This is a genomic window from Duganella rivi (assembly GCF_009857435.1).
Lineage (GTDB): Bacteria > Pseudomonadota > Gammaproteobacteria > Burkholderiales > Burkholderiaceae_D > Rugamonas > Rugamonas rivi.
The window spans coordinates 566,304-589,911 of the sequence record NZ_WWCK01000005.1 but is presented as its reverse complement, the minus strand read 5'-3'; the positions used below and the strand labels follow the sequence as shown (position 1 = coordinate 589,911).

The following is a 23,608-nucleotide window of genomic DNA, read 5'->3' as shown; positions in this document are numbered from 1 at the left end:
ACTGAATCGACGGGAATAACATGGCAAAGTTTGATGTAGCGGTAATCGGCGCGGGCGCGGCCGGCATGATGTGCGCAGCGACGGCGGCCCAGCGCGGCCTGCGCGTGGTGCTGATCGACCACGCGGCCAAGCTGGCGGAGAAAATCCGCATCTCGGGCGGCGGCCGCTGCAACTTCACCAACGTGAATGCCGGCCCGGCCAACTTCCTGTCGGAGAATCCGCACTTCTGCAAGAGCGCCTTGTCGCGCTACACGCCGGCCGACTTCGTCGCGCTGGTGAAGAAACACCGCATCGGCTACCACGAGAAACATCGCGGCCAATTGTTCTGCGACGATTCCGCCGAGCAGATCATCGAGATGCTGAAAGACGAATGCGCGGCCGGCGACGTGCACTGGCGCATGCCGTGCAAGGTCGAATCGCTGGCGCAGGCCGATGGCGGCTTCGTGCTGGAAACCGACAGCGGCACCATCGAAGCGCCCAGCGTGGTGATTGCCACCGGCGGCCTGTCGATCCCGAAAATCGGCGCGACCGACTTTGGCTACCGCGTTGCCGCGCAGTTCGGCCTGCGCATGGTCGAGCCGCGCCCAGCGCTGGTGCCGCTGACTTTCGACGCCCAGCAATGGGCGCCGTTCGTGGAAATGTCCGGCATCGCGCTGGAAGTGGATGTGGAAACCGGCTCGCTGAAAGGCCGCAACCCGACCGGCGCGCGTTTCCGCGAAGACTTGCTGTTCACCCACCGCGGCCTCTCTGGCCCGGCGATTCTGCAAATTTCGTCGTACTGGCAGCCGGGCACGCCGATCACGATCAACCTGCTGCCGGAACTGGACTTGGCGGCCACGCTGATCGAAGGCAAGGGCACCATCAAGAAGCAACTGGGCAATGTGCTGTCCCAGTGGCTGCCGGCGCGGCTGGCGGAAGGCTTGCTGCTGGCCCACGGTTTCGCGCTGGACGCGCGCCTGGCCGATATGCCAGACGCGCAACTGCGCAAGCTGGGCGCCGCCATCAACCAGTGGAGCCTGACCCCGAATGGTTCCGAAGGCTACAAGAAAGCCGAAGTCACGCGCGGCGGCATCGATACCCGCGAACTGTCGCAACAGACCATGATGGCCAACAAAATTCCCGGCCTGTATTTCATCGGTGAAACGGTCGATGTAACCGGGTGGCTGGGAGGCTACAACTTCCAGTGGGCATGGGCTTCCGGTGTAGCGGCGGGCCAGGCAGTTTGATATACTAGCCTCCTGCACGTTGTTGTTTTTCCTAGGAAAGCCGCATGACAGGCCGTGTTGAACGGCTGCGGGGCTTCCATTTCCCGGAAAAAGCTGCTATAGTCTCTGTCTCCCTATAACCTCCAACGGTTTGAATTTACATGACCACTATTCGCCTTAAAGAAAACGAGCCGTTCGAAGTCGCAATGCGTCGCTTCAAGCGCACCATCGAAAAAACCGGCCTGCTGACCGAACTGCGCGCACGCGAGTTCTACGAAAAGCCAACCGCAGAGCGCAAGCGCAAGCTGGCTGCTGCTGTTAAGCGTCACTACAAGCGCATCCGCAGCCAACAGCTGCCGAAAAAACTCTTCTAAGATTGCTTACGCAGACAACCTGGCCTATGCCGGTTGTGTTTAGCGGCATCTAAGAGAATACCCGCTCCGGTTTATTCCGCAGCGGGTTTTCGCATTTTTATTCCACTCTTTTCTGAAAGAAACGCCATGGGCTTGAAAGCACAGATCACCGAAGACATGAAAACCGCCATGCGCGCCAAGGAAGCTGGCCGCCTGGCGACCATCCGCCTGATTCTGGCGGAAATCAAGCGCAAGGAAGTGGACGAGCAGATTGAAGTCAGCGATGAGCAAACCGTTGCCATCGTTGAAAAAATGATCAAGCAGCGCAAAGATTCGATCACCCAGTTTGAAGCCGGCGGCCGCGCCGACCTGGCTGACATTGAAAAAGCCGAACTGGCCGTGCTGAGCGCCTACATGCCTGCCGGCCTGTCGGACGAAGAAATCGCCGCCGAAGTCGCTGCTGCCGTGGCCGCCTCGGGTGCTGCCGGCCCGCAAGACATGGGCAAAGTCATGGGCATCGTCAAGCCGAAACTGGCTGGCCGTGCCGATATGACCGTGGTCTCGGCCCTGGTGAAAAAAGCGCTGACCCCAGCTTGATGTAGTTTCGCCGCCATAGTTTGATCTGCATCAAAGCGGATCAGCTATGGCGGATTAGTCTGATTAACAACAAGACCGTTCAGCCCAGTGATCCCACAATCTTTTATCGCCGATTTGTTGAACCGCGTCGATATCGTCGACGTTGTCGGACGCTATGTGCAGCTGAAAAAAGGCGGCGCGAATTTCATGGGCTTGTGCCCGTTTCACAGCGAAAAATCGCCCAGCTTCACGGTGAGCCCGACCAAGCAGTTTTACCATTGCTTTGGCTGCGGCGCGCATGGCACCTCGATCGGTTTCATGATCGAATACTCCGGCATGGGCTTTGTCGATGCCGTCAAAGAGCTGGCGCAGGGCGTCGGCATGGTGGTGCCTGAGCAGGATGACAAGATTCCGCCGGCGCAGCGCGCGCAAATGCAGGCCCAGACCATGGCCCTGACCGACGCCATGACGCGCGCCAGCGATTTCTTCAAGCTGCAACTGCGCAGTGCGCCGAACGCCATCGCCTACCTGAAAAACCGCGGCCTGACCGGTGAAATCGCCGCCCGCTTCGGCCTCGGCTATGCGCCGGCCGGCTGGGACAACTTGCGTTCCGTGTTCCCCGAGTACGACGCGGTGGTGCTGGCCGAGTCCGGCCTTGTGATCGACAAGGTGGACGAGGATGGTGGCAACAAGAAACGTTACGACCGCTTCCGCGAGCGGGTCATGTTCCCGATTAAAAACACCAAGGGGCAGGTGATTGCCTTCGGCGGCCGTGTGCTCGATCAAGGCGAGCCGAAATACTTGAATTCCCCCGAAACGCCTTTATTTTCAAAGGGGCACGAGCTGTATGGCCTGTTTGAAGCGCGCCAGGCAATCCGCGATGCGGGCTATGTGCTGGTCACGGAAGGCTATATGGACGTGGTGGCGCTGGCGCAAATGGGTTTCCCGCAGGCGGTAGCGACGCTGGGAACGGCTTGCACCACCAATCACGTGCAGAAGTTGTTGCGCCAGACCGACACGGTGATCTTCAGTTTTGACGGCGACAAGGCCGGCCGCCGCGCTGCCCGGCGCGCGCTGGAGGCCTGCCTGCCGCACGTGACGGATAACAAGACCATCAAGTTCCTATTCTTGCCTACGGAGCACGATCCAGACAGTTATGTGCGCACTTACGGCAAGGAAGCGTTCGAGCAAGAAATCCATGAAGCCATGCCGCTGTCGCAATTCCTGATCAAGGAAGCAGTCGGCGAGCACGATATGAGCAGCCCGGAAGGCCGCGCCCGCGCGCAGTTCGACGCCAAGCCGATGCTGCAAGCGATGACGCCGACCGCGTTGCGCCTGCAAATCGTCCATGCGCTGGCGCAGATCAGCATGACCTCGACTTACGAGATCGAGTCGCTGTTCGAGCTGTCCAGACCGACGGCGCCGGCCAAGATCGCGCCGCCGAAAAGCGGGCGGCCGCAGCCGAAAGGGCTGGAATTGCAGATCGTGCGTCTGCTGGTGGCGCACCCGGCGCTGGCGCTGGAAGTCGACGCGGCGGCGCTGGCGGCCTTCCAGTTCTTCGGCGCCGAGTCGGCCGAGCGCTTGGCGCAGCTGGTGGCTTCGGCGAAGATGCTGGGCGATAGCGGCAATTTCGCCGCATTTGCGCAGCATTTGAAGTCGCAGGGCGATGAGTACGACGGCATTATCGGCGAGATCGTCAAGGAGCCGGAGTCGGAGCGCGATACCGAGCGGCTGGTGCTGCGGGCGGCGATCCGCCAGGTCAAGCACGACGCCCTCAAGCAGGAGCTCAGCCAGTTGTTCTCGGCCGGGCTGACCTCGGACGAGATCGGCGTGCGCTACCGCGAATTGACCGCGCAGCAAGATCAGCTGCTGCGGGAGGCGCAGGCGGAGGTGCCGGGGCGCTAAAGCCGGGCCGTGTTTGTGTCGTAATGTTTCTGTCATCATTCCAGAGGGAGAGATGGGGGTCTTCCCTCTGGAAATTGAAAAGTGACGTGCTATAATAAAACGCTAAGTGTTGTAATTTTTGGCATCGTTTTTCTGTTCAGAGTGTGTTTGTTTTCAGTGAGTTAGGCTCTTGATCGACGCGGAAGGACGGGTGTCGGCGGCCAGAGCCAGCTACGGCGGGGCAACGAGTCTGTTTGCTCCCTAACCGAGTCACGGTTTCTTGCCCCCACGCACGTGTCTGATGCAGTAGAATTCCTTGGAATTCTATAAGACTCGGTCGGCCTGACCCAGGTGTAAGTAAGTCGTAGTATTGTCGGACTTGTGTAGTCGGCAAGTTCGAAGACGTAGTGATCCCAGAAGGATCGAAACTTTATCCGTAATCGAAAGCGCCTGTGCCAATCAAGAAACCTGAATCCAAAGCGGCTGCAAAGCCGACTAAAGTAAGCGCAAAATCCGCGAAAACTGCGGATAAGCCGGAGACGCGCGTAGCCAGCCAACCGCCTGCGGTCAACCAGACCACGGACGCTGCTGCATTGGCCGCGATTGACACCTCGGGTTACGTGCTGCCTTCGGTCAAAGTGCCGGGCCGGCGCGGGCGCAAACCCAAAGAATTCCAGCCTGAGAACGACGAAGTTGCCGCGCTCAACGCGGTCGAACGCGCCGAACTCAAGGCCGTCGACAAGGCCAAGGCCAAAGACCGCAAGGCCAAGGAAAAGGCCTTGCTCAAGGACGCCTTCTCGTCGGACACGGAAGCGACCGAGGAAGAACTCGAGCGCCGTCGTCAAAAACTCAAAACCCTGATCAAGTTCGGTAAGGAACGCGGCTTCCTGACCTACGCCGAGATCAACGACCACTTGCCGGACAACATCGTTGACCCGGAAGCGATCGAAGGCATCATCGGCACCTTCAACGACATGGGCATTGCCGTCTACGAGCACGCGCCCGATGCCGAGACGCTGCTGCTGTCCGACAATGTTGCCACCGTCACCAGCGATGACGAGGCCGAGGCTGCTGCCGAAGCGGCGCTGTCCACCGTCGACTCCGATTTCGGCCGTACCACCGACCCAGTCCGCATGTACATGCGCGAAATGGGCTCGGTCGAGCTGCTGACCCGCGAGGGCGAGATCGAAATCGCCAAGCGCATCGAAGACGGCCTGAAAGACATGATCCAGGCGATTTCCGCCTGCCCGGTGACGATTGCTGAAATCATCGCCGCCTCCGACCGCATCCGCGCCGACGAAATCAAGATCGATGAAATCGTCGACGGCCTGGTCGACGAAAACGAAGACGCCGCACCGGCCCCGGCCGCTGCTTCCTCCGATGAAGACGAGGAAGAAGAGGACGAGGAAGAAGAGGAAGAAGAGGAAGAGGAAGAGGCCAGCCCATCGGGCGCTGCGGCCGGCTACTCGGCCGAACAGCTGGAAGCGATGAAAAACGCTTCGCTGGAAAAATTCGACGTCATCTCCCTGCAATTCGACAAGATGCGCCGCGCCTTCGAGAAAGAAGGCTACAACTCCAAGGCCTACGTCAAAGCGCAGGAAGCGATCTCGGCAGAGCTGCTCGGCATTCGCTTCACCGCCAAAGTGGTCGAGAAGCTGTGCGACACCCTGCGCGGCCAGGTGGACGAAGTGCGCCATATCGAGAAGCAAATCCTCGACGTGGCCGTGAACAAGTGCGGCATGCCGCGCGCTCACTTCATCAAAGTCTTCCCAGGCAACGAAACCAACCTGGAATGGGTGGATGGCGAAGTGGCGGCCGGTCACGCTTACAGCGCGATCCTCGGCCGTAACATCCCGACCATTAAAGAGCTGCAACAGCGCCTGATCGACCTGCAAGCGCGCGTGGTGCTGCCGCTGCCGGACTTGCGCAACATCAACCGTCAAATGGCGGCTGGTGAAATGAAGGCGCGCAAGGCCAAGCGCGAAATGACCGAGGCCAACTTGCGCCTGGTAATTTCGATTGCGAAGAAATACACCAACCGTGGTCTGCAATTCCTCGACCTGATCCAGGAAGGCAACATCGGCCTGATGAAGGCGGTGGACAAGTTTGAATACCGCCGCGGCTACAAGTTCTCGACCTATGCAACGTGGTGGATTCGTCAGGCCATCACCCGCTCGATCGCCGACCAGGCGCGCACCATCCGTATCCCGGTGCACATGATCGAGACCATCAACAAGATGAACCGCATCTCGCGCCAAATCCTGCAAGAAACGGGCGCAGAGCCGGATCCAGCCACGCTGGCCATCAAGATGGAAATGCCAGAGGACAAGATCCGCAAGATCATGAAGATCGCCAAGGAACCGATATCGATGGAGACGCCAATTGGCGACGACGACGATTCGCATCTGGGCGACTTCATCGAGGACAACAACACCCTGGCGCCGTCCGACGCGGCCCTGCATGCCTCGATGCGCGGCGTGGTGAAAGACGTGCTTGATTCCCTGACGCCGCGCGAAGCCAAAGTGCTGCGCATGCGTTTCGGTATCGAAATGTCGACCGACCACACGCTGGAAGAGGTGGGCAAACAGTTTGACGTGACGCGCGAGCGCATCCGCCAGATCGAAGCCAAAGCCCTGCGCAAGCTGCGTCACCCGAGCCGTTCGGACAAGCTGAAGAGTTTCCTGGAAGGTAACTAAGGCTTGACTGAGGGTAGGGGAGCCTATATGCTCCCGTGTTCTTCGGGCCCTTAGCTCATGCTTGGTTAGAGCAGAGGACTCATAACTCTCTGCCGAGAGGAAAAAAGTTGTTTAAAATCAATAACTTACGATCGAGTAATTGATTTTAGGCTACAAATTAGGCTACAGTTGCTTTTGCAGATGTTCGCTTTGGTATAATTCTGAGATCCTGACGAATGGTCTAATTTCATTCAGTTGGCGTGGAAATAGTATTAATATTCAACGGCATTGGTTCTTGTGCTGTTGGAAGTAAAGTTTCGGGCCTCTAGCTCATGCTTGGTTAGAGCAGCGGACTCATATGTAAATGTGCCTTGCGAGGGGAAACTACGTAAGGGATGGTGTCAAATTCGGTGAAACCTAAGTGCAGCAATGCGTATGGCAATGCCGAGCCAAGCTCCAGTACGAAAGTGCTGTTGAAGGTGTAGAGACTAGACGGCACCCACCTAAGGCGTAAGCTACGGTGAAGGCATAGTCCAGGGAGTGGCGAAAGTCACACAAACCAGAATCCGTTGGTGCCGTGTTCGACTCACGGGAGGCCTACCAAAAAATAAAAAACCGCTTCACTTACATGAAGCGGTTTTTTTTTGCCCAATAATGTTGATGATCTGTTCAACTTCTGATTTCATTACTAAAACGTATACTGCTGGATATCTTCTACGATACACAAGGAATTTGCAGAATGAATCTATGACACATACGCACTTTCAGCTGTGAATCTTGCCTCATACATGGCAAAATTAACTAGCAAAATACCCCTCCAGAAATAATAAATAGATGTTCTCTTTGCTTCTTAAATTTTGAAAGTGAATAATGGGAAACGACGATCCATCAAATGACTTTGATGATTACGAAAAAGATTTCGAGTCTGCAGTTTTATTAATTGAAGATATTAAGCGACGCTGTGATGCAAAAAATATCAAATATTCGGATAAGTCATCAAAAGAAGATTTTGATATCGACGTCCGAATTCATTTCCCTGCTGGACGCGACACCAAAGACATTGTTTTATACGACTTAGATGATATCAAAACGTTTCACAGCATAAATTTTGAAGACTACACCTTAGTGGGGAACTATGCAGCAATAGTTTCATACGGATCAGACATAATTGAGGCGGTGATTACTGCGCCATCATCCACAGTGGGAGCATATCGTGTCATTAGAAAAAATCTTGGTTTGTTCCCACAGTCCTCTTTAAATAGAGGGGTAGTATTGGAATCAGATTCTTCTGATGGTATTATTATAAAGTTAAAAAAGACAAGTGTTGAGGTGAGGACTTTGACTCAACCAGATAACTTAGGTATTAGTATTGAAATTTCCAATTCGGGTGTTAAAACAAATCAGCAGGCCATAGATATTCTAAAAAAATATTCTGACTCATTATTTTTTGCCATCGATGTCCAAAGAAATATTTATTTATCACTTGTTAGAAGGCAGCAAAAAAGAAAATACGCTCGTCCGCAGGAACATGAAGTGCCGCTTGAATTTCCTAGGAGTTTTTATGAAGGTGCGCCTATAGATTTATTTTGGTATGCTAGGTCAGCTGCACGAATGCCGTTATTGCAATTTTTGGCTTATTATCAATCAATTGAGTTTTATTATCCCGTTTTTTATAATGCAGACGTAGGACGTAGGGTTAAATCCATTTTAAAAAATCCCTCTTTTAGATTAGATAATGAATCAGATATCGCAAGGGTGGTTGCTGTGATTAAGTCTAATGGAAAAGGATTTGCTTCTGAAAAGGATCAATTGAAAGCTACATTGAAAGAATGTGTTGATTTGCAGCGAAATCTGACCCACTTTACCGTGTAATTTGCAAACGAATCTGACCCACGTATAAGACACAATCCTGCTCACGACATTGAGCGGGGATTTGGAGTGATCGACGTGGCATTACTAGGCATTATTCGACGCTGGCATATTCGAGACCAGGTCCCATTAAGAGAGATCGCCAGGCGTTTAGGCATCTCACGAAACACCGTTCGGCGCTATCTGCGCTCAGAAACCATAGAGCCTGCCTACGCTGAGCGGCGCTCCAAACGCGCCATCGACCAATACGCTTTCCAACTTTCGGCAATGCTCAAGACCGAAGCGGCACGATCGCGGAAGCAGCGACGCACGCTAAAGCAGATCCATGAGGACCTAAAAGAATTGGGGTTCGAGGGGTCTTACGACAGGGTCGCGGCGTTCGCCAGGACATGGAGGGAGGGTCAAATCGACCGGGTCAATCCTGCTCACAAACGAACAACTTGTACACAAAGACACTCAAATTCACGTGGATAGACGTGCTTTTGGTGTTTTCTAAATTAGAACTGTCGGTACTAGTGTACAAGAATGGACGAATTTTAGGCTACAAATTAGGCTACAATTCAGTGGAAATTCACGGCAAACAATGGCAAACAGTGGTAAGTAAAAATCATTAAAAATCAATAATTTAGTCGGTTTTTGACGATGGAATGCGGGTTTCAGGAGGCGTATCTTGCGGACTCATAATCCTTTGGTGCGCGGTTCGACTCCGCGAGGGCCTACCAAATACAAATCAAGGACTTAGGTGCAAACCTAAGTCCTTTTTTGTTTTGCCTCAATAAAGCGTTCTCCGTGGTGTGACATCATATGTACTCATATTTGGTAAAATAAGAGATCAGATGATGAGGCCGAACTACAAACCTCCCTTCGAAAAGTTTGTAAGAAAACAGCCCAGAGCATTCCAACTCGTGATTGAGGATGTGGTTGAAGTGGTCTGTGCTGATCCCTTCATTGGCGAGGCGAAGGTCGGCGACCTCAAGGGTATTTGGGTCTATAAGTTTGCACACAAACGCCAGCAGTACCTGATGGCCTACCGCCCGCCAACGGATGAGGAGCTCAAGGCTGAGGGAATTGATGCTGAGTTACTGTTTATTGATTTTTACCAGATGGGAACGCACGAGAATTTCTATGCTGCCCTGAAGAAGTACCTGAAATCGTGAGGCCTGTATGAGCCGCATTACCGCAGAAGTTGTTTATAAAAACTTTACCCAATTGTCGCCTGGCGAGCGTGCGAAATTTTTTGCATTGCTCGCGGAACCGAGCCTGCAAGTCCAGAATTTCTCACATGAAGAGGTATTCGGTCACTTGGCTGGAGCGACATTCACTGCAGCGGAGGCGGCCGAGTATCTGGGCGTGTCGATGTCTACATTCCGTCGATACGTGGCTCACGGAAGGATTACGGCTGCTAAAGAGATGGGCCGGAACCAGCTCTTTGCCACCGCGGATTTGAAATCGTTTAAGAAATCTCTGCGGGGAGTTAATTCCCTACCGCGCCATACTTGTGCATGATGCGCCCGATGGTGCCGTCGGTGCGCAGGGTTTCCATGGTGGTGCGCCATTTCCGGGCCTCTTCTTCGGTGAAGTCGAGCGAGCCGGCCAGCCAGACGTCGTCCTGGCGGAACACCGGGCTGTAGCTGAACTCGGCGGCCTTGTTGCCGTCCATGCGGGCCGCGCTGCGGTGGGTGTCCTCGGCGCCGAAGCTGGCCTCGGCGATGCCTTTTTTAACCATGCGGATACATTCGCGGATGGTCGCGCACTCGGAGATGTCGGTATAGCCGGCGTCGAGCAGCAGTTGCTTGTGCGGCGTGCCGCGCAAGACCACCAGCCGCGCATGCAGCAGGCGCGCCGGATCACTCAATTGCGGATTGCCTTGCTGGCCGACGAAGATGAAGGTTTGCCGGTAGAGTTTCAGCAGCCAGCGGTATTTGTTCTCGCGCTCGGCGGTGCGCGTCAGCGGCAGCACCAGTGTGCGCGGCGCCAGCGAGACCATCACCAGCGCCCGCGACCATGGATAGAACTGCACTTCCACCGGTATCCCCATGCGCCGCGCCAGCGCCTGGGTGATTTCCACCATCGATCCCGGCCCGGCCACGCCGGACGCCATCGAATACGGGGCCATGTCGCCTACCATGAGCTTCAGTGGCTCCGCCGCCATTGCCGGCAGCGTGCACAGCATCATCATCAGCATTAATCGTCGCTTCAATTGCATCCTGTCGGACCTCCTTCTATTGGCAGGCGCAGCAGAACGCGGGTGCCGTGGCCGGGTGTACTTTCCAGCGTGACCTCGCCGCGCATCAGGTTGACGATCATGCTGTGCACGCTGGCCAGCCCGAGGCCCATGCCGGTCGTTCCCAATTGCGTGGTGTAGAACGGATCGAACACTTGCGCCAATTGATCGGCCGCGATGCCGATGCCGTCGTCTTCCCAGCGCACCTGCACGGCGCCTTCCAGCGCCTCGACCGATACCATGATCGCCCCCTGACGCTGCTCTTTAAACGCATGCTGCATGCAGTTGTCGAGCAGGTGCTGGAATACGATCTGGCATGCGCCCGGATAGCCTTGCAGCCACAAGGTTTCCGGCGTCACCAGCGTCATGCGGATGCTGCGCGATTTCAAGGTGCGCGCCCAGCTATTGCGGAAGAAGTGCAGCCGCTCGCTAAGATCGAAGTAGCTGCGGCTCTCCTGCGACGGATGCACCGATAAGCCCTTGAACCGCTCCACCAACTCGCTAATCTGCACCAGCGCCCGTTCGACCAAATCGCCGCCTTGCGTGACGCTCTCCAGCAAGCCGGCCAACTGGCTGCGCCGCAGCGAACCATCATCCAGGCTCTGCTGCAATTCGGCCGCGCGCTCGGTGATGGCGCTGGCCGCCACGCGGGCATTGCCCAGCGGCGTATTCAGTTCATGCGCCATGCCGACCACCAGCCGCGACAAGCCCAACTGCTTCTCCTGCCGCATCAGCGATTGCAGTGCCTGTGCCAGTTCGGCGCTGCGCTCGCGTACTTTCTGCTCCAGCTGATCGTGCGCCTGCTTCAGTTCCTGGTTGCGCTGCATGAGCGAGTTTTCCAGCACCGTGCCATGCTGCGCCAGCAGCGCGTTTTGATACAGCAGCTGCGGCCGCTCCATCACCGCGTTCAGTGTCGCACCGAGCGAATTGGTCAGCTCGCGCTTGTGCCGGCGCTCGTTGGCGACCTGCGCCATGCATGCTTGCAGCGCCTGTTCAAGGTGGCCCCAGCGGCGTCCGTAGCGGCGGATCGCCATCAGGCTGATGTCGCGCAGGCGCGAGCTATTGAGCGCGTCGCTTTCCAGCCATGCATCGTAATCCAGCAGCGCTTGCCACGCCTGCGTGCGCTCGCCTTCCACGCATTGCATCAGCACCACGCACAATTGCAGCCACGGTTCCCAGTAGCCCTCGTGCCCGAATGCCGCGTGCAGTTGCTGCATGTAGTGGCGGCAGTCATCGGCCTGTTCGCGGGTAGCGCAAACAATGGACAGGTTCAGCAGCGCCAGGCACTCCTGCGAACGCAGCCCGTGATCGCGCGCCATGTGCAGCACTTGCCCGCGCCGCAGCGCGCAATCGTTCCAGTGCGGTTCGGCCTCGGGACGGTCGATATTTTCCAGTGCGAGGTAGTAGGACGACGAGGCCGAGTAATCGAGCAGCATGGTGTGGATGGATGGCGTCAGCGTTTCCGGCTGCGACAGCATATCGTCGCAGAACGCGTGCAGCTCCTCGTGCATCTCGGCGCTGAGCATGACGCGGCAACGCGCCGCCCGCGTCTGCACGGCCAGCGCGGGCAGGTCGCAGCGCTCGTACAGTTCGGCCGCCTTGGCCAGGCTATCGAGCGCGGCGTGATGCAGGCGGATGCGCATCTGCACCCAGTGCAGCGCGCGCAGGGCGGCGGCCTGGGCCAAGGGGTGCTGGGCGGTCTGCGCTTGCAGCTGCAAGTCGCGTGCAGCAATCAGGATATCGTCGGCGGGCTGGTTGACGTCGGCTGCGCGCGACAGCAATTGGAAGGCGGCCAGTTCCAGCGCCTGCGAGGCGTTGAGCGTGCAGGTGGCCAAGTATTGCAGCGTGCCGGTGAAGTGCGTGAGCTCGTGCGCCATCAGGCATTCGCGCAGCGTTTGCAGCTGGGCTTCTGCGTCATCGGCGTCGCTCAGGGTGCCTGAAACATGAACTTCGGACTCGGTCATGGGCTGCCTCCACAGCATGCTGCTGCCCGGTCAGTATCCCATAAGCTCGCTTGCCTTGGACAAGTGATGTTTGGTGATGTTTCATTTCCGTGATTTTTGCGCAGCAGGATGCGCCGCAACCTTGTGCTTATACTAAAATTGCCATTCGCAGGCTGAAACCAATAAGGAGACGGGCATGATGAATATAAATCGACGCAATCTTGTACTTGCTGCTGGTAGCGCTATCACGGCATCGGCCGTAGGTTTGCCGGTGCTGGCCGCCACGCCGGGACGCAAGCTCGGATACGCGATTGTCGGACTGGGCGGCTATGGGCTGGGGATCATCATCCCGCAGTTCAAGAACTGCCAGCACAGCAAGCTGGTGGCGCTGGTCAGCGGCGACCCGGCCAAGGCCAAGCGCGTGGCGGCCGAGTACGGCGTGCCGGAGCGCAGCATTTACGACTACAAGAATTTCGACGCCATCAAGGACAACCCGGACATCGACATCGTCTACGTCTGCCTGCCAGTGTCCATGCACGCCGAGTACACCATCCGCGCCGCCGCAGCCGGCAAACATGTGATGTGCGAGAAGCCGATGGCGGTCTCGTCGGCCGAATGCGAAGCCATGATCGCCGCCTGCAAAAAGGCCGGCAAGAAGCTGATGATCGGCTACCGCTGCCACTTCGAAGCGCACAACCTGGAAGCCGTGCGCTTTGCCCGTTCCGGCGCGATCGGCAAGCTGCGCTACTTCCGCTCCGAGCACGGCTTCACGGCCGGCAATCCGAATGCATGGCGCTTGAAGAAAGCCATGTCGGGCGGCGGTTCGCTGATGGATATCGGCATCTACGCGCTCAACGCGGCGCGCTACATGACGGGCGAAGAACCGATCGCCGTCTACGCCAAGGAAACTACCGACCGCAACGATCCGCGCTTCCGCGAAGTGGAGGATATGATCGAGTTCCAGCTGGAATTCCCATCGGGCGTGATCGGCTCGTGCATGTCGATGTACAGCGCCAACCAGAACCACATACTGCTGGTGGGCGACAAGGGCCGCATCGATATGGAGCCGGGCACGCGCTACGACGGCAACAAGCTGTGGGTCGGGCAAGACCGCAGCAACCAGATCACGCCGCCGCCGGGGCCGGGCCTGACGCAGTGGGCCGGCCAGCTAGACCACCTGTCGCTGTGCATCCTCAACAACAAGGAGCCTATCGTCGCGGGCGAAGAGGGCTTGCGCGATATCCGCATCATCGAGGCGGTGTACCGCTCGGCGCGCGAGCAGAAGCGCATCGCGCTGGCGTAGCCAGCTTAGGCGGCGCCGTCTTCGGCCAGGCGCACATCGACCATCGCTGCAACCAGGTCGGCTACCGTGAGGAATTCTTTCAGCGGGAAGCCGTCCTCCAGCGCAACCACCGCACCGGCGGCGATGGCGTGTTCGCTCTCGGCCTGGTTCGGCGCATGCGGCATGTAGGCGAATTGCGGGAAACGGACTTGGCCGTGCTTGGCGATTTCGCTCACCGTGCGTGGCGCGGCGCGCAGCAAGCCGTTGCGCACGCGGCGCTGGCGTTCATCGCGGCGCTGCTTGAGCTGTTCGCTCAGCTGCGGGATTTCCTCGGTCAGGCGATCCGCTTCCGCTTGCTGCTCTTGCATCTCCTCGTCGCTGAGCGCTTCCTCCCACTGCGTCAGCTTGAGCAAGCCGCGCTTGTGCATGGTTTGGCGCTGCAGATCGATTTCCAGGGTGGACAAGCGCGACTTGTGCTGCTCTAGCGTTTGCAGCACGCTGGCGTCGCCGTTGGCGCGGTGCCACTTGTCGTTGAAGTCGAACACCAGTCCGTCGAAGTAAAAATACATGGGCAGCGCGTGCGGGGATTCCAGCACTTGCTGCGGGCTCATGTTCCAGCGCTCGGCCAGTTCGGCCAGCGTGAGGGTCAGTGGTTCTATGGTAGGCATGGCGATATTGTCCGATAATGGCACTCTCGCAGCAAGGAGTGATACAAGATGATGTTTTTAAAGGTGCCGTTCGCGGAAAAAGAAGAAGCCAAGGCGCTGGGCGCACGCTGGAATAACGAGCGCAAGTCATGGTACGTGCCGGATGGCAAGCCGGTCGAAGCCTTCGAACGCTGGCTGCCGCCGGGCGGCGCCGACTTCGTGCCGGCCGTGGCCAAGCCTTCGCTCAAGTCGCGCCCGGTAATGACCGATTCCTACGCCGGCAAGCCGGTGATCGGCCGCTATTACCTGGAGTTGCCGCATAACTGCGATCCGTTCGAGGTGTGCCCCGAGTGCGCGCCCAAGCTGGCCAGCTCCGGCTGGCAGGGCCACTACGATGATGTTGCAAAAATGCTAAAGCCATTGCGGCCAGCATAGGCTTCTATTATCCTCGTGCAATGGATAGCACGACCCTGCAAGCCGCCACTTTCCGCACCGAGAATCGCCCCACCGTTCCGGTGCAGCGCGTCCGGCAGCCCGCCGATATTTTCGAAGCGCTGTTCCAAAGCGTGCAGGGCGGCGAGGCCCACGCCCGCCCGACGCTGGAGTTGACGCCGGATTCTCCCTTCCTGCCATTCCTGGAAATCGGCTTCGCGCTGCGTGCCTGCTTGGAAAAACCGGCGCGCCACGATTACTTGCTGGAACGCCTGCGCCCGCACCTTAGCGTGATGATCGGCACGCTGCCAGCCAGTATCATGCCGATGGGCATGCTTCCCAAGCTGGCGCCGCTGCCCGGTTTCCGCCAGCTGGAAGAGATTAGCGACGCTGAAGTGCGCGATTGGCTGATCCAGGAAGGCGGCCTGATCTACGGCGAAATGCAGCGTTTTGAGCTGGAAAACTACTTCGACGCCATCAAGCCTTTCCTGCCGCCGGGCGGCGTGATGGTGGATCTCGGCAGTGGTCTCGGCAAAGTGGTGATGACTGCTGCGCTGACGCTGCCGTTCACCCGCTGTATCGGCGTGGAGTTGCTCAACTACCGCCACCGCTTGGCGCAGGAGCGGCTGGTGCGCCTGCTGACCTTGGCGCGGCAAGGGTTGGAAGCCTTGCCCGAGCCGCTGACCTTGGAAACCCCGCTGCAACTGCCGTCCGGCGTGATGGCCAATGGCCGCCACCTGCTGGACTTGGGCTCGCGCATCCTGTTCCTTGAAAACGATATGTTCAAGGTCGACGTGCGTGGCGCCGGCCTCGTGTTCCTGTACAGCACCTGCTTCGGCCCGCTGATGGACGCCATCAGCGACAAGCTGGCGCGCGAGTTGCCGGAAGGCGCGCTGGTCAGCACCACCACCTATCCGATCAAGCATCCGGCGTTCCGGCTGCTGCAATCGCATGCGCCGGGCACCTTGTCGTGGACCAGTGTGATGATTTACCAGCGTATCGGCCCGCAGATGGCGCAGCCGGCGTCGGAAGCGCGCTACCTGCATCAGCCCGATGCTGACGCGTGGGAAGCCCGCGCCCGCGCGGATTTGCATGCCATGACTGGAGGAAGTGCATGAGTTTGGCAATTTTGGCGTCGGCCTTGCTGGCAATTCTGGGCTCCACGCTGGGCGGCGACGCCATCTGGCTGCACTACATTTTCAAGCCGCTGACCACGATCCTGGTGTGGGCCATGGTGTGGCGCGTCACCACCGTACAGCCGCTGTACCGCAAGGCCATCTTGGCGGCGCTGCTGCTGTCGCTGTGCGGCGATGTATTCCTGATGCTGCCGATGCGCTTCGGTTTCGAGTTGGGGCTGGCAAGTTTCCTGATCGCGCATTTGTTCTTTTTGCGGGCGTTCACGCGAGATGCGCCCCTGTTCGGCAAGCGTTTACCGCTGATCCTGCTGCTGGCGCTGAGCGTCGCCAATCTGCTGGTGCTGTGGCCGGGCGTGGGGCCGGGTCTGCAATTGCCGGTGCTGGCCTACATGCTGTGCCTGGTGGCGATGACGGCGCAGGCGGTGTCGCGCGCGCTCAGCCTCGGCACGGTGGATGGTCGGCTGGCGGCTTGCGGCGGCATTGCCTTCCTGATTTCCGACACCACCTTGGCCTACAACAAATTCCACGCACCGGTGCCCGCTTCGACGCTGCTGGTACTGGGCAGCTACTACGCGGCGCTGTATTTGATCGCGCTGTCGGTTAAGTTTGAATCAGCCACTTACGCGCAGTAGCGATCAAGTTGTCAGACAAAGCACGCGTAAACGGGGTTTGGATGTCCCACATATGCCACATCAGGGGTATATCCAGCCACTGGCCGGGCGCGAGGTCGATGAGCTTGCCTTCCTCCAATTGCCGTCCGCATTGCTGGATCGGCAGCATGCCGTAGCCAAATCCGGCCTCGACAAAGCGCACGAAACCGTCCGAACTGGACAGGGTGTGATGCGGATAGCGCCCGCTGTAGCCGGTGTGCTGGGCGATAAAACGGGTTTGCAGCATGTCCTTGCGATCGAAATTCATCACCGGCGCTTGCTGGACTGCCTGCGCCGTCATGCCATCCGGAAACCAGCGGGCTGCAAACGCCGGGCTGGCGACGCAAAAATAGCGCATTACGCCCAGCGGCGTGACGGTGGTGCCCGCTACTTGGGCGGTTTCGCTGGTCACGCAGCCGAACACCCGGCCTTCGCGCAGCATGCTTAACGTGTGGTCTTGGTCGTCCAGGCGGATTTGCAGCATGCAATCGCCGCTGCTCATCAGCGGGGTGAGTGCTTCCTGCAACCAAGTGGCGGCACTGTCGGCGTTGATGGCGATGGCAATTTCCGGCCGCGCGTCGGCATCGCCGGGACGCTTGTCCAGCGCCAATTCCAGCAGCCGAACTTGGCGGTAATGGGCGATCAGGCGCTGGCCCGCTTCGGTCGGGGAGGGCGGCTGGCTGCGCACGATCAGCAGCTCGCCGGCGCTGTTTTCCAGCATGCGGATGCGCTGCGACACTGCCGATTGGGTGATCGCCAGCGCGGCGGCAGCCTTATCAAAACTGCCATAATCAATCACGGCGTCCAGCGCCGCCAGTCCACGGTAGTCTACGCGGCTCATTAGCGTACCTAATATTTGGCAAATAAGATTAATTATACTTATCTCCGTGCGGGCCGTAATCTGGCGTTTTTTTGCACGGAGAAGGTCATGGAAGTCACCGCTTTTTTGAAAGGCATTGGCTTGGGCGGCAGCTTGATAGTTGCTATTGGTTCACAAAATGCTTATTTGCTTAGGCAGGCTTTAAAACGCGAGTTTGTTATCACCTGCATTGCGATCTGCATTATCTGCGACGTCGTGCTCATTGCCGCCGGCGTAGCCGGTATGGGCCAATTAATTACCGGTGCGCCGTCCTTGTTATTCTGGATAAAAATTGCCGGCGCCGGTTTTTTATTCTGGTACGGCTTGCGCGCCGCGCGTTCGGCATTAAATCCTTCGGCCCTGATTACGGATCAAAATAATGCTGCGCCGGATCGGCGCGCGGTAATTGCTGCCATGCTGGCATTCAGCCTGTTAAATCCCCATGTTTATCTGGATACCGTGGTGTTATTAGGTTCGATCGGCGGCCAGCAAGCGGGAAATGGACGGTTGTATTTTGCCTTGGGCGCAATGTTGGCGTCCGTCATATGGTTTAGCAGTTTAGGCCTGGGAGCGCGCTATTTGACGCCGGTATTTTCCAAGCCGGCGGCATGGCGGATTTTGGATGCGATTATCGCGGTCGTCATGTGGACCTTGGCAATCTCCCTGTTTCTGTAGCACACAAGCTAAAAACTGGTAGGTACGTGCCAATTTTTAGCATGAAAAGGCCGGGATCGCCGTACAATGGTGCTAGTCACCTTGAACAGCGCCCCCTGGCGCCGGAGATCGATGAGCGCAGACCAGAGCTATCTCACCGCGATGGCGGTAGAGTTTTCCGCCGATGCCATATTGAGCGCCATATTGATTTTTCTTTGGCTTATGCAGCGCAAAGAAAAGCATGCGCTATTCTGGGGTATAGGTCAATTGGCGGTAATGAGCGGCAGCGCGGTTTGGCTGCTGGGGGATTTTTTATTACCGATTCCATGGCGCTTTTATTTCTGCGGATTTTCCTTGGCGATAGGCATGGCCGGTTATTGGGCCGGCACGCAATTCTTTATCGGGAAATTGCGTTCTATGCATATGCGATTGTTGATTCCAGGGATTATATCCGGCGGCCTGATATTCTCCTTGCTATGGAATACCAATGGCAGCTGGCTGGTTCCCGGCAGCGCCTTGGGAATAGGGCTGATGATGTTTTGGGCCGGTTTGCGATTATTCGCCGTGGAGCATCGTTATCGGATACTGGGCCTGACTTTAATGCTGCGTGGCGGTTTTAATTTGATTATCGCGGCCACCTTCCAAACCGAGGTCTACGTCGCGTGGTTCATCGGCAGCGGTTGTCTAAAAGTACTGTCGATGCTGGGACTGGTGTATGCGGTGCAAGATGAAATCCAGCAACGTTACGCCCGCACCATCGACAGCCTCAGCCATGGTTTCCTGATCCGCGACCGGCGCGGCTACGTCCACGTCGCCAATGAACGCTGTGCAAGATTGCTCGGTTTTAACACCGCGCAAGAGCTGATCGGCCTCCATGTCTGCGACTTGCTGCCCCACCTCACGCGCGACATGGCCGACCAATATTTCCGCCGTTTTGAGGCCGAGGGCGTGCAATATCCGATCGCCGATACCGCCGTCATGCGATTGCGGAACGGCAACAGTCTGCCGGTCGAGCTGCTCGGCTCGCCGTACATCGAGCGTGGCCGCTTGTACTGCCTGGTCCAGCTGCTGGACATCAGCGAGCGCAAAAAGAAGGATGACTTGCTGTACCAGGCCGCCCGCATCGATTCCATCACCGGCTTCTTCAACCGCTACGCGCTGACGGCCCGGCTGACGCAGGCGCTGGAACAAGCCGCCGCCGACGGCCGCGAATGCGCCGTGCTGTTCATCGACCTCGACAAATTCAAGCGGGTCAACGATTCCTTCGGCCATGCCGCCGGCGACGAGTTGCTGCGCACCGCCGCCAACCGCCTGCACGGCCTGTTGCGGCCGCAGGACGTGCTGGCCCGCTTCGGCGGCGACGAATTCATCGTCGTCATTCCCGACTTGCCGCCGGGCAGCGCCGCGCAGATGGGCGTGGATTGCGCGGTTGCCATCATCAATGCCATGCGCAAGGGCTTCGAGTTGTCCTACCACACCATCAGCGCCTCGGCCAGCGTTGGCATCGCCTGCTATCCGAATCACGGCAGCGATAGCGAAACCCTGATCCGCAACGCCGACATCGCCATGTACGAGGCCAAGAAAGCCGGCCGCGCCGAGCAGCGCGTGTTCTACGACGCCATGAACGCCGCCGCCAAGGACGGCCTGGTGATCGACGGCGCACTGCGCGGTGCCATCGAGGCCAACGAGTTCCACCTGGTCTACCAGGCCATCACCAACGCCCACACCGGCAAGCTGACCAAGGTGGAAGCGCTGCTGCGCTGGCATAGTTCCCTGCTGGGCCCGGTGCCGCCCGACCGCTTCATCCCGGTGGCGGAAGACAGCGGCATGATTATCGAGCTTGGCACTTGGGTGTTGGAACAGGCTTGCCGGCAAATGGGCGCGTGGAAGCAGGGCACGCTGGACGACGTTACCATCAGCATCAACGTCTCCGCGTGGCAGCTGGCCGATCCCGGCTTCGTCAAGCTGGTGTCGCAGGCGCTGATCCGCAACGACCTGGCGCCGCATCAGCTGGAACTGGAGCTGACCGAGCGCGTGCTGATCGAGGACGCCGCCAACGTCCAAGCCGTGCTGGGGCAGTTGAGGGCGCTGGGCGTGGGCATTTCGCTGGATGACTTCGGCACCGGCTATTCCTCGCTCAGCTACCTGACCCAGTTCCACCTCAACACCCTGAAAATCGACCGCGCCTTCGTGATGGACATCGAGCACAGCGAGCGCAGCAACAATCTAGTGCACGCCATCATTGCCATGGGCCACAGCCTCGGGCTGCAACTGGTGGCGGAGGGCGTGGAGACGGCCGGGCAGGCGGCCATCCTGGAAAAGATGGGCTGCCACTACTTGCAGGGCTACCACATCTCGCGGCCGATCCCGCCGGCCGAACTGTTGCGCTTTGCTGACCAGCGCATCAGCATGGCGCCGGCGCCGCACGGCGATTTCGCTATTTAGCGAGGTCGGCGGCGGTGGGCACTTTCTGCGCCGCCTCGTCGGCGGTGAGGATCCAGATGCGGTCGATATAGCCCATGGCATCTACCGTGTAATTGACCACGATGTCCTTGCCGCGCACGGCAGCCGGCAGCTCGATGCGGTTATCTTCGTTGAAAATGCGCGCAGCGGGCGACAACTTGCGCGCTTTGCCGTCCAGCGTGATATCGGGGAAATAGCCCGGCGTGAACTTGCCGCGCAAGATATTGGCCGGGAACGGGCGCTCGATGGCCTGCGCGGGCAGGGCCAGAATAGCTGCTAAGAAGAGTCCAATTAGGCGCATCATGCGGCCATCTTACTTCAGTGTCATCAAGATGTCACCGTCGCGTCATCGCATCGTCACATGCTGTTTCTACAATCTTGCCAGTTGATTTTCCACCAACCTAGCAAGAAAGAACAACAGCCATGACCCAGCGATTCCCCCTGAAACCATTGTGCCTGCTGGTCCTGCAAGCACTGGCCTGCCACGCTTATGCCGCCGAGCCGGCCGACGCCGCTGCCGATGACAGCGCCACCGCAGCCGCCATGGCCGGCCCGGTGCAATCGGTGGAAATCACCGGTCGCGGCCAGTCGCGCCAAGTACAGAACATCAACAAGGCCGACCTGGCCGAAGCGCTGCCAGGCACCAGCCCATTGAAAGTGCTGGAAAAACTGCCGGGCGTGAACTTCCAATCGGCCGACCCGTTCGGCGCCTATGAGTGGTCGACCCGCTTCAGCATCCGCGGCTTCAACCAGAACCAGCTGGGCTTCACGCTGGACGGCATCCCGCTCGGCGACATGACCTACGGTAACAACAACGGCCTGCACATCAGCCGCGCGATCTCGTCGGAAAACATCGGCAGCGTGTCGGTCTCGCAGGGCGCGGGTTCGCTGGGCACCGCCTCGTCGAGCAACCTCGGCGGCACCGTGCAATTCTTCACCCTGGCGCCAACCAACGAGCGCGGCCTGACCTTCGCGCAAACGCTGGGCAGCGATTCCACCTCGCGCACCTTTGCCCGCGTGGACACCGGCCTGATCAACGGCGTCTTCAAGGCCTACATCAGCGGCACCCGCCAGCGCACCGACAAGACCAAGGGCGAAGGCAAGCAAGACCAGGATCAGCTGAATTCGCGCTTCGTGTTCAACTTCGGCGACAACAGCCTGACCGGCTTCATCAACTACTCCGACCGCAAGGAAGTTGACTACCAGGACATGTCGCTGGAAATGGTCAGGCGCCTTGGCTACAACTGGGACAACTACGAGTCCGACTGGGCCCGCGCAGTGAACGCCGCCAAGGGCGTGTTCAGCGGCGGCGTCAACAGCCTCGACGATGCGTACTACTCGGCCGGCGGCCTGCGCAAGGACACCCTCAGCGGCCTGACGCTGGATCTGCACTTGACCTCCAACGTCGACCTGAAAACCACCATCTACCACCACGACAACGAGGGCCAGGGCCACTGGTACACCCCGTACGTGAAGACCGACGCCAGCAACCCGATCTCGCTGCGCACCACCGAGTACACCATCGGCCGCGACGGCGTCATCAGCGATGTCACGGTGGAACTGGGCGACCACACCATCAACGCCGGTGTCTGGGGCGAGCGTAACAACCACACCGCCAGCCGCAACTACTACGGCGTGACCGGCCCGGCCGACACCATGTACTACCTGTCCAAGCCGTTCGCCACCGACTGGAAGCAGAACTTCATCACCACCACCTCGCAGTACTACCTGCAAGACACGCTGGCGCTGATGGACGGCAAGCTGAAACTGAACGCCGGCTTCAAGGCGCTGGAAGTGGACATCAAGGCCACCAACCTGGTCGGCACCCGCGCCGCCGGCAGCCTGACCGCCAAGAAGAACTTCCTGCCGCAGGCCGGCTTTAATTACGCCGTCACCAGCGACGATGAAGTGTTCGGCTCGGCCTCGAAAAACATGCGTGCCCACCAGCCAGGCGTCACCGGCCCGTTCTCGCAGACGCAAGCCGCCTACAACGCCGGCGTGGCCAACCTGAAGCCGGAAACCTCGGTCAACGTCGACCTCGGCTACCGCTTCAAGCGCGAAAACCTGCAAGGCTCGCTGGCCGTGTATAACGCGCGCTTCGACGACCGCCAACTGAGCGTGGCTACCTGCGCCGGCATCCTGGGCTGCCCATCGACCCTGGTCAACGTCGGCAAGGTCGACACCAAGGGCGTGGAAGCCATCGCCGTGTGGAAGTTCAACCGCGAAATCAGCTGGTTCAACTCGGCGACCTTCAACGATTCCAAGTACAAGTCGAACTACATGGACGGCACCACCCTGGTGGCAGTCAGCGGCAAGACCGTGGTCGATGCACCGCGCCAGCTGTTCAACACCGAGCTGTCGTATGAAGGAGGCGCGTGGTTCGCCCGTGCCGGCGGCAAGTACACCGGCAAGCGCTACTACACCTACCTGAATGACGGCGGCGTGCCATCGTTCTGGCTGGCCAACCTGTCGGCTGGCTACAAGATGAAAAACCTGGGCTTCGTGAAAGACCTGTCGCTGCAAGTCAACGTCACCAACCTGTTCGACAAGCAGTACATCAGCTCGATCGGCACCAACGGCTTCCAGGCCAGCGATCCGAACGGCACCGCCCAGACCCTGCTGACCGGCGCGCCACGCCAGGTGTTTATCACCTTGAACGGCAAGCTGTAAGCACTCCCAGCGCCACGCTGTTGCTGGGACAACACAGGAACAGCGTGGCGCTGGCATGGTGCTCCTGATAGTTGCATACTGGACGA

General features: G+C 58.6%; 21 protein-coding genes and 1 pseudogene. 17 read left to right on the top strand and 5 right to left on the bottom strand.

Translation table 11 applies throughout. The annotated features are described in order from the left end of the window. Window positions 1-20 precede the first annotated feature (20 nt). From GTP45_RS18765 to GTP45_RS18725, 9 genes and pseudogenes are all read left to right on the top strand, one after another. Window positions 21-1,226 carry a BaiN/RdsA family NAD(P)/FAD-dependent oxidoreductase gene (locus tag GTP45_RS18765; RefSeq protein WP_161015391.1) on the top strand — a complete coding sequence of 402 codons (1,206 nt, stop codon included), beginning with the start codon at window positions 21-23 and terminating at the stop codon, window positions 1,224-1,226. Window positions 1,227-1,366: 140 nt separating this feature from the next. After that, window positions 1,367-1,579 (top strand): 30S ribosomal protein S21, encoded by a 213-nt coding sequence (rpsU, locus tag GTP45_RS18760; protein WP_008451879.1) that lies wholly within the window; start codon window positions 1,367-1,369, stop codon window positions 1,577-1,579. Window positions 1,580-1,705: 126 nt separating this feature from the next. Continuing rightward, window positions 1,706-2,155 (top strand): GatB/YqeY domain-containing protein, encoded by a 450-nt coding sequence (locus tag GTP45_RS18755; RefSeq protein ID WP_161015390.1) that lies wholly within the window; start codon window positions 1,706-1,708, stop codon window positions 2,153-2,155. Window positions 2,156-2,242: 87 nt separating this feature from the next. Continuing rightward, window positions 2,243-4,039, top strand: coding sequence for a DNA primase (gene dnaG / locus GTP45_RS18750; protein WP_161015389.1), 1,797 nt, complete (start codon window positions 2,243-2,245; stop codon window positions 4,037-4,039). 431 nt (window positions 4,040-4,470) lie between these two features. After that, window positions 4,471-6,714 carry an RNA polymerase sigma factor RpoD gene (gene rpoD, locus GTP45_RS18745; RefSeq protein WP_161015388.1) on the top strand — a complete coding sequence of 748 codons (2,244 nt, stop codon included), beginning with the start codon at window positions 4,471-4,473 and terminating at the stop codon, window positions 6,712-6,714. An 849-nt stretch (window positions 6,715-7,563) separates the two neighbouring features. Beyond that, window positions 7,564-8,565, top strand: a complete 1,002-nt coding sequence (locus GTP45_RS18740; RefSeq protein WP_161015387.1) for a hypothetical protein — start codon at window positions 7,564-7,566, stop codon at window positions 8,563-8,565. 66 nt (window positions 8,566-8,631) lie between these two features. Beyond that, window positions 8,632-8,955 (top strand): annotated as a pseudogene (locus GTP45_RS18735) (helix-turn-helix domain-containing protein); the annotation flags it as partial. A gap of 443 nt (window positions 8,956-9,398) precedes the next feature. After that, window positions 9,399-9,719 carry a type II toxin-antitoxin system RelE/ParE family toxin gene (locus tag GTP45_RS18730; RefSeq protein ID WP_229258530.1) on the top strand — a complete coding sequence of 107 codons (321 nt, stop codon included), beginning with the start codon at window positions 9,399-9,401 and terminating at the stop codon, window positions 9,717-9,719. 7 nt (window positions 9,720-9,726) lie between these two features. Continuing rightward, the gene (locus GTP45_RS18725; RefSeq protein WP_161015386.1) at window positions 9,727-10,068 is read left to right on the top strand and encodes an excisionase family DNA-binding protein; all 342 of its coding nucleotides are present in this window, start codon (window positions 9,727-9,729) and stop codon (window positions 10,066-10,068) included. Here GTP45_RS18725 and GTP45_RS18720 read toward each other — a convergent pair. Together GTP45_RS18720 and GTP45_RS18715 are read right to left on the bottom strand one after the other, a co-directional pair. Next, window positions 10,037-10,762 (bottom strand): substrate-binding periplasmic protein, encoded by a 726-nt coding sequence (locus GTP45_RS18720; protein WP_161015385.1) that lies wholly within the window; start codon window positions 10,760-10,762, stop codon window positions 10,037-10,039. The genes GTP45_RS18725 and GTP45_RS18720 overlap by 32 nt on opposite strands. Then, entirely contained in the window at window positions 10,759-12,750 is a 1,992-nt protein-coding gene (locus GTP45_RS18715) for a sensor histidine kinase (RefSeq protein WP_161015384.1), read from the bottom strand. Before GTP45_RS18715 ends, GTP45_RS18720 begins: the two co-directional genes overlap by 4 nt. A 175-nt stretch (window positions 12,751-12,925) precedes the next feature. Between GTP45_RS18715 and GTP45_RS18710 the strand changes: the two genes are divergently transcribed. Next, on the top strand, window positions 12,926-14,032 hold the full coding sequence (locus tag GTP45_RS18710) for a Gfo/Idh/MocA family protein (protein ID WP_161015383.1): 1,107 nt from the start codon (window positions 12,926-12,928) through the stop codon (window positions 14,030-14,032). A gap of 5 nt (window positions 14,033-14,037) precedes the next feature. Here GTP45_RS18710 and GTP45_RS18705 read toward each other — a convergent pair whose 3' ends face one another. Further along, window positions 14,038-14,679 (bottom strand): hypothetical protein, encoded by a 642-nt coding sequence (locus GTP45_RS18705; RefSeq protein ID WP_161015382.1) that lies wholly within the window; start codon window positions 14,677-14,679, stop codon window positions 14,038-14,040. Between the two features lie 48 nt (window positions 14,680-14,727). Here GTP45_RS18705 and GTP45_RS18700 point away from each other — a divergent pair, with 48 nt between their 5' ends. The 3 genes from GTP45_RS18700 to GTP45_RS18690 are packed head-to-tail and all read left to right on the top strand — an operon-like array spanning window position 14,728 to window position 16,858. Then, window positions 14,728-15,093: a DUF5710 domain-containing protein gene (locus GTP45_RS18700; RefSeq protein ID WP_161015381.1), complete on the top strand. Its 366-nt coding sequence runs from the start codon at window positions 14,728-14,730 to the stop codon at window positions 15,091-15,093. A gap of 20 nt (window positions 15,094-15,113) precedes the next feature. Then, window positions 15,114-16,208, top strand: a complete 1,095-nt coding sequence (locus GTP45_RS18695; protein WP_161015380.1) for a class I SAM-dependent methyltransferase — start codon at window positions 15,114-15,116, stop codon at window positions 16,206-16,208. Then, a complete protein-coding gene (locus GTP45_RS18690) occupies window positions 16,205-16,858 on the top strand; it encodes a lysoplasmalogenase (RefSeq protein WP_161015379.1) in 654 nt (217 codons plus the stop codon). The genes GTP45_RS18695 and GTP45_RS18690 overlap by 4 nt, the downstream gene beginning before the upstream one ends. Here the strand turns inward: GTP45_RS18690 and GTP45_RS18685 are convergent. Beyond that, on the bottom strand, window positions 16,827-17,717 hold the full coding sequence (locus GTP45_RS18685) for a LysR family transcriptional regulator ArgP (protein WP_161015378.1): 891 nt from the start codon (window positions 17,715-17,717) through the stop codon (window positions 16,827-16,829). The two genes, GTP45_RS18690 and GTP45_RS18685, sit on opposite strands and share 32 nt — an antisense overlap. An 87-nt stretch (window positions 17,718-17,804) precedes the next feature. Here GTP45_RS18685 and GTP45_RS18680 point away from each other — a divergent pair, with 87 nt between their 5' ends. Genes GTP45_RS18680 through GTP45_RS18675 form a run of 3 tightly spaced genes read left to right on the top strand, consistent with a single transcriptional unit; the run spans window position 17,805 to window position 20,834 of the window. Continuing rightward, window positions 17,805-18,410 carry a LysE/ArgO family amino acid transporter gene (locus tag GTP45_RS18680; RefSeq protein WP_161015377.1) on the top strand — a complete coding sequence of 202 codons (606 nt, stop codon included), beginning with the start codon at window positions 17,805-17,807 and terminating at the stop codon, window positions 18,408-18,410. Next, the gene (locus tag GTP45_RS28770) at window positions 18,344-19,009 is read left to right on the top strand and encodes a hypothetical protein (protein ID WP_229258529.1); all 666 of its coding nucleotides are present in this window, start codon (window positions 18,344-18,346) and stop codon (window positions 19,007-19,009) included. Before GTP45_RS18680 ends, GTP45_RS28770 begins: the two co-directional genes overlap by 67 nt. After that, the gene (locus GTP45_RS18675; protein WP_229258528.1) at window positions 18,921-20,834 is read left to right on the top strand and encodes a putative bifunctional diguanylate cyclase/phosphodiesterase; all 1,914 of its coding nucleotides are present in this window, start codon (window positions 18,921-18,923) and stop codon (window positions 20,832-20,834) included. The genes GTP45_RS28770 and GTP45_RS18675 overlap by 89 nt, the downstream gene beginning before the upstream one ends. On the opposite strand, the gene GTP45_RS18670 is transcribed toward GTP45_RS18675, so the two are convergent. Then, the gene (locus GTP45_RS18670) at window positions 20,827-21,156 is read right to left on the bottom strand and encodes a hypothetical protein (RefSeq protein ID WP_161015376.1); all 330 of its coding nucleotides are present in this window, start codon (window positions 21,154-21,156) and stop codon (window positions 20,827-20,829) included. The genes GTP45_RS18675 and GTP45_RS18670 overlap by 8 nt on opposite strands. A gap of 119 nt (window positions 21,157-21,275) precedes the next feature. Between GTP45_RS18670 and GTP45_RS18665 the strand changes: the two genes are divergently transcribed. After that, window positions 21,276-23,522, top strand: a complete 2,247-nt coding sequence (locus tag GTP45_RS18665; protein ID WP_161015375.1) for a TonB-dependent receptor — start codon at window positions 21,276-21,278, stop codon at window positions 23,520-23,522. The last annotated feature ends 86 nt before the right edge of the window (window positions 23,523-23,608 follow it).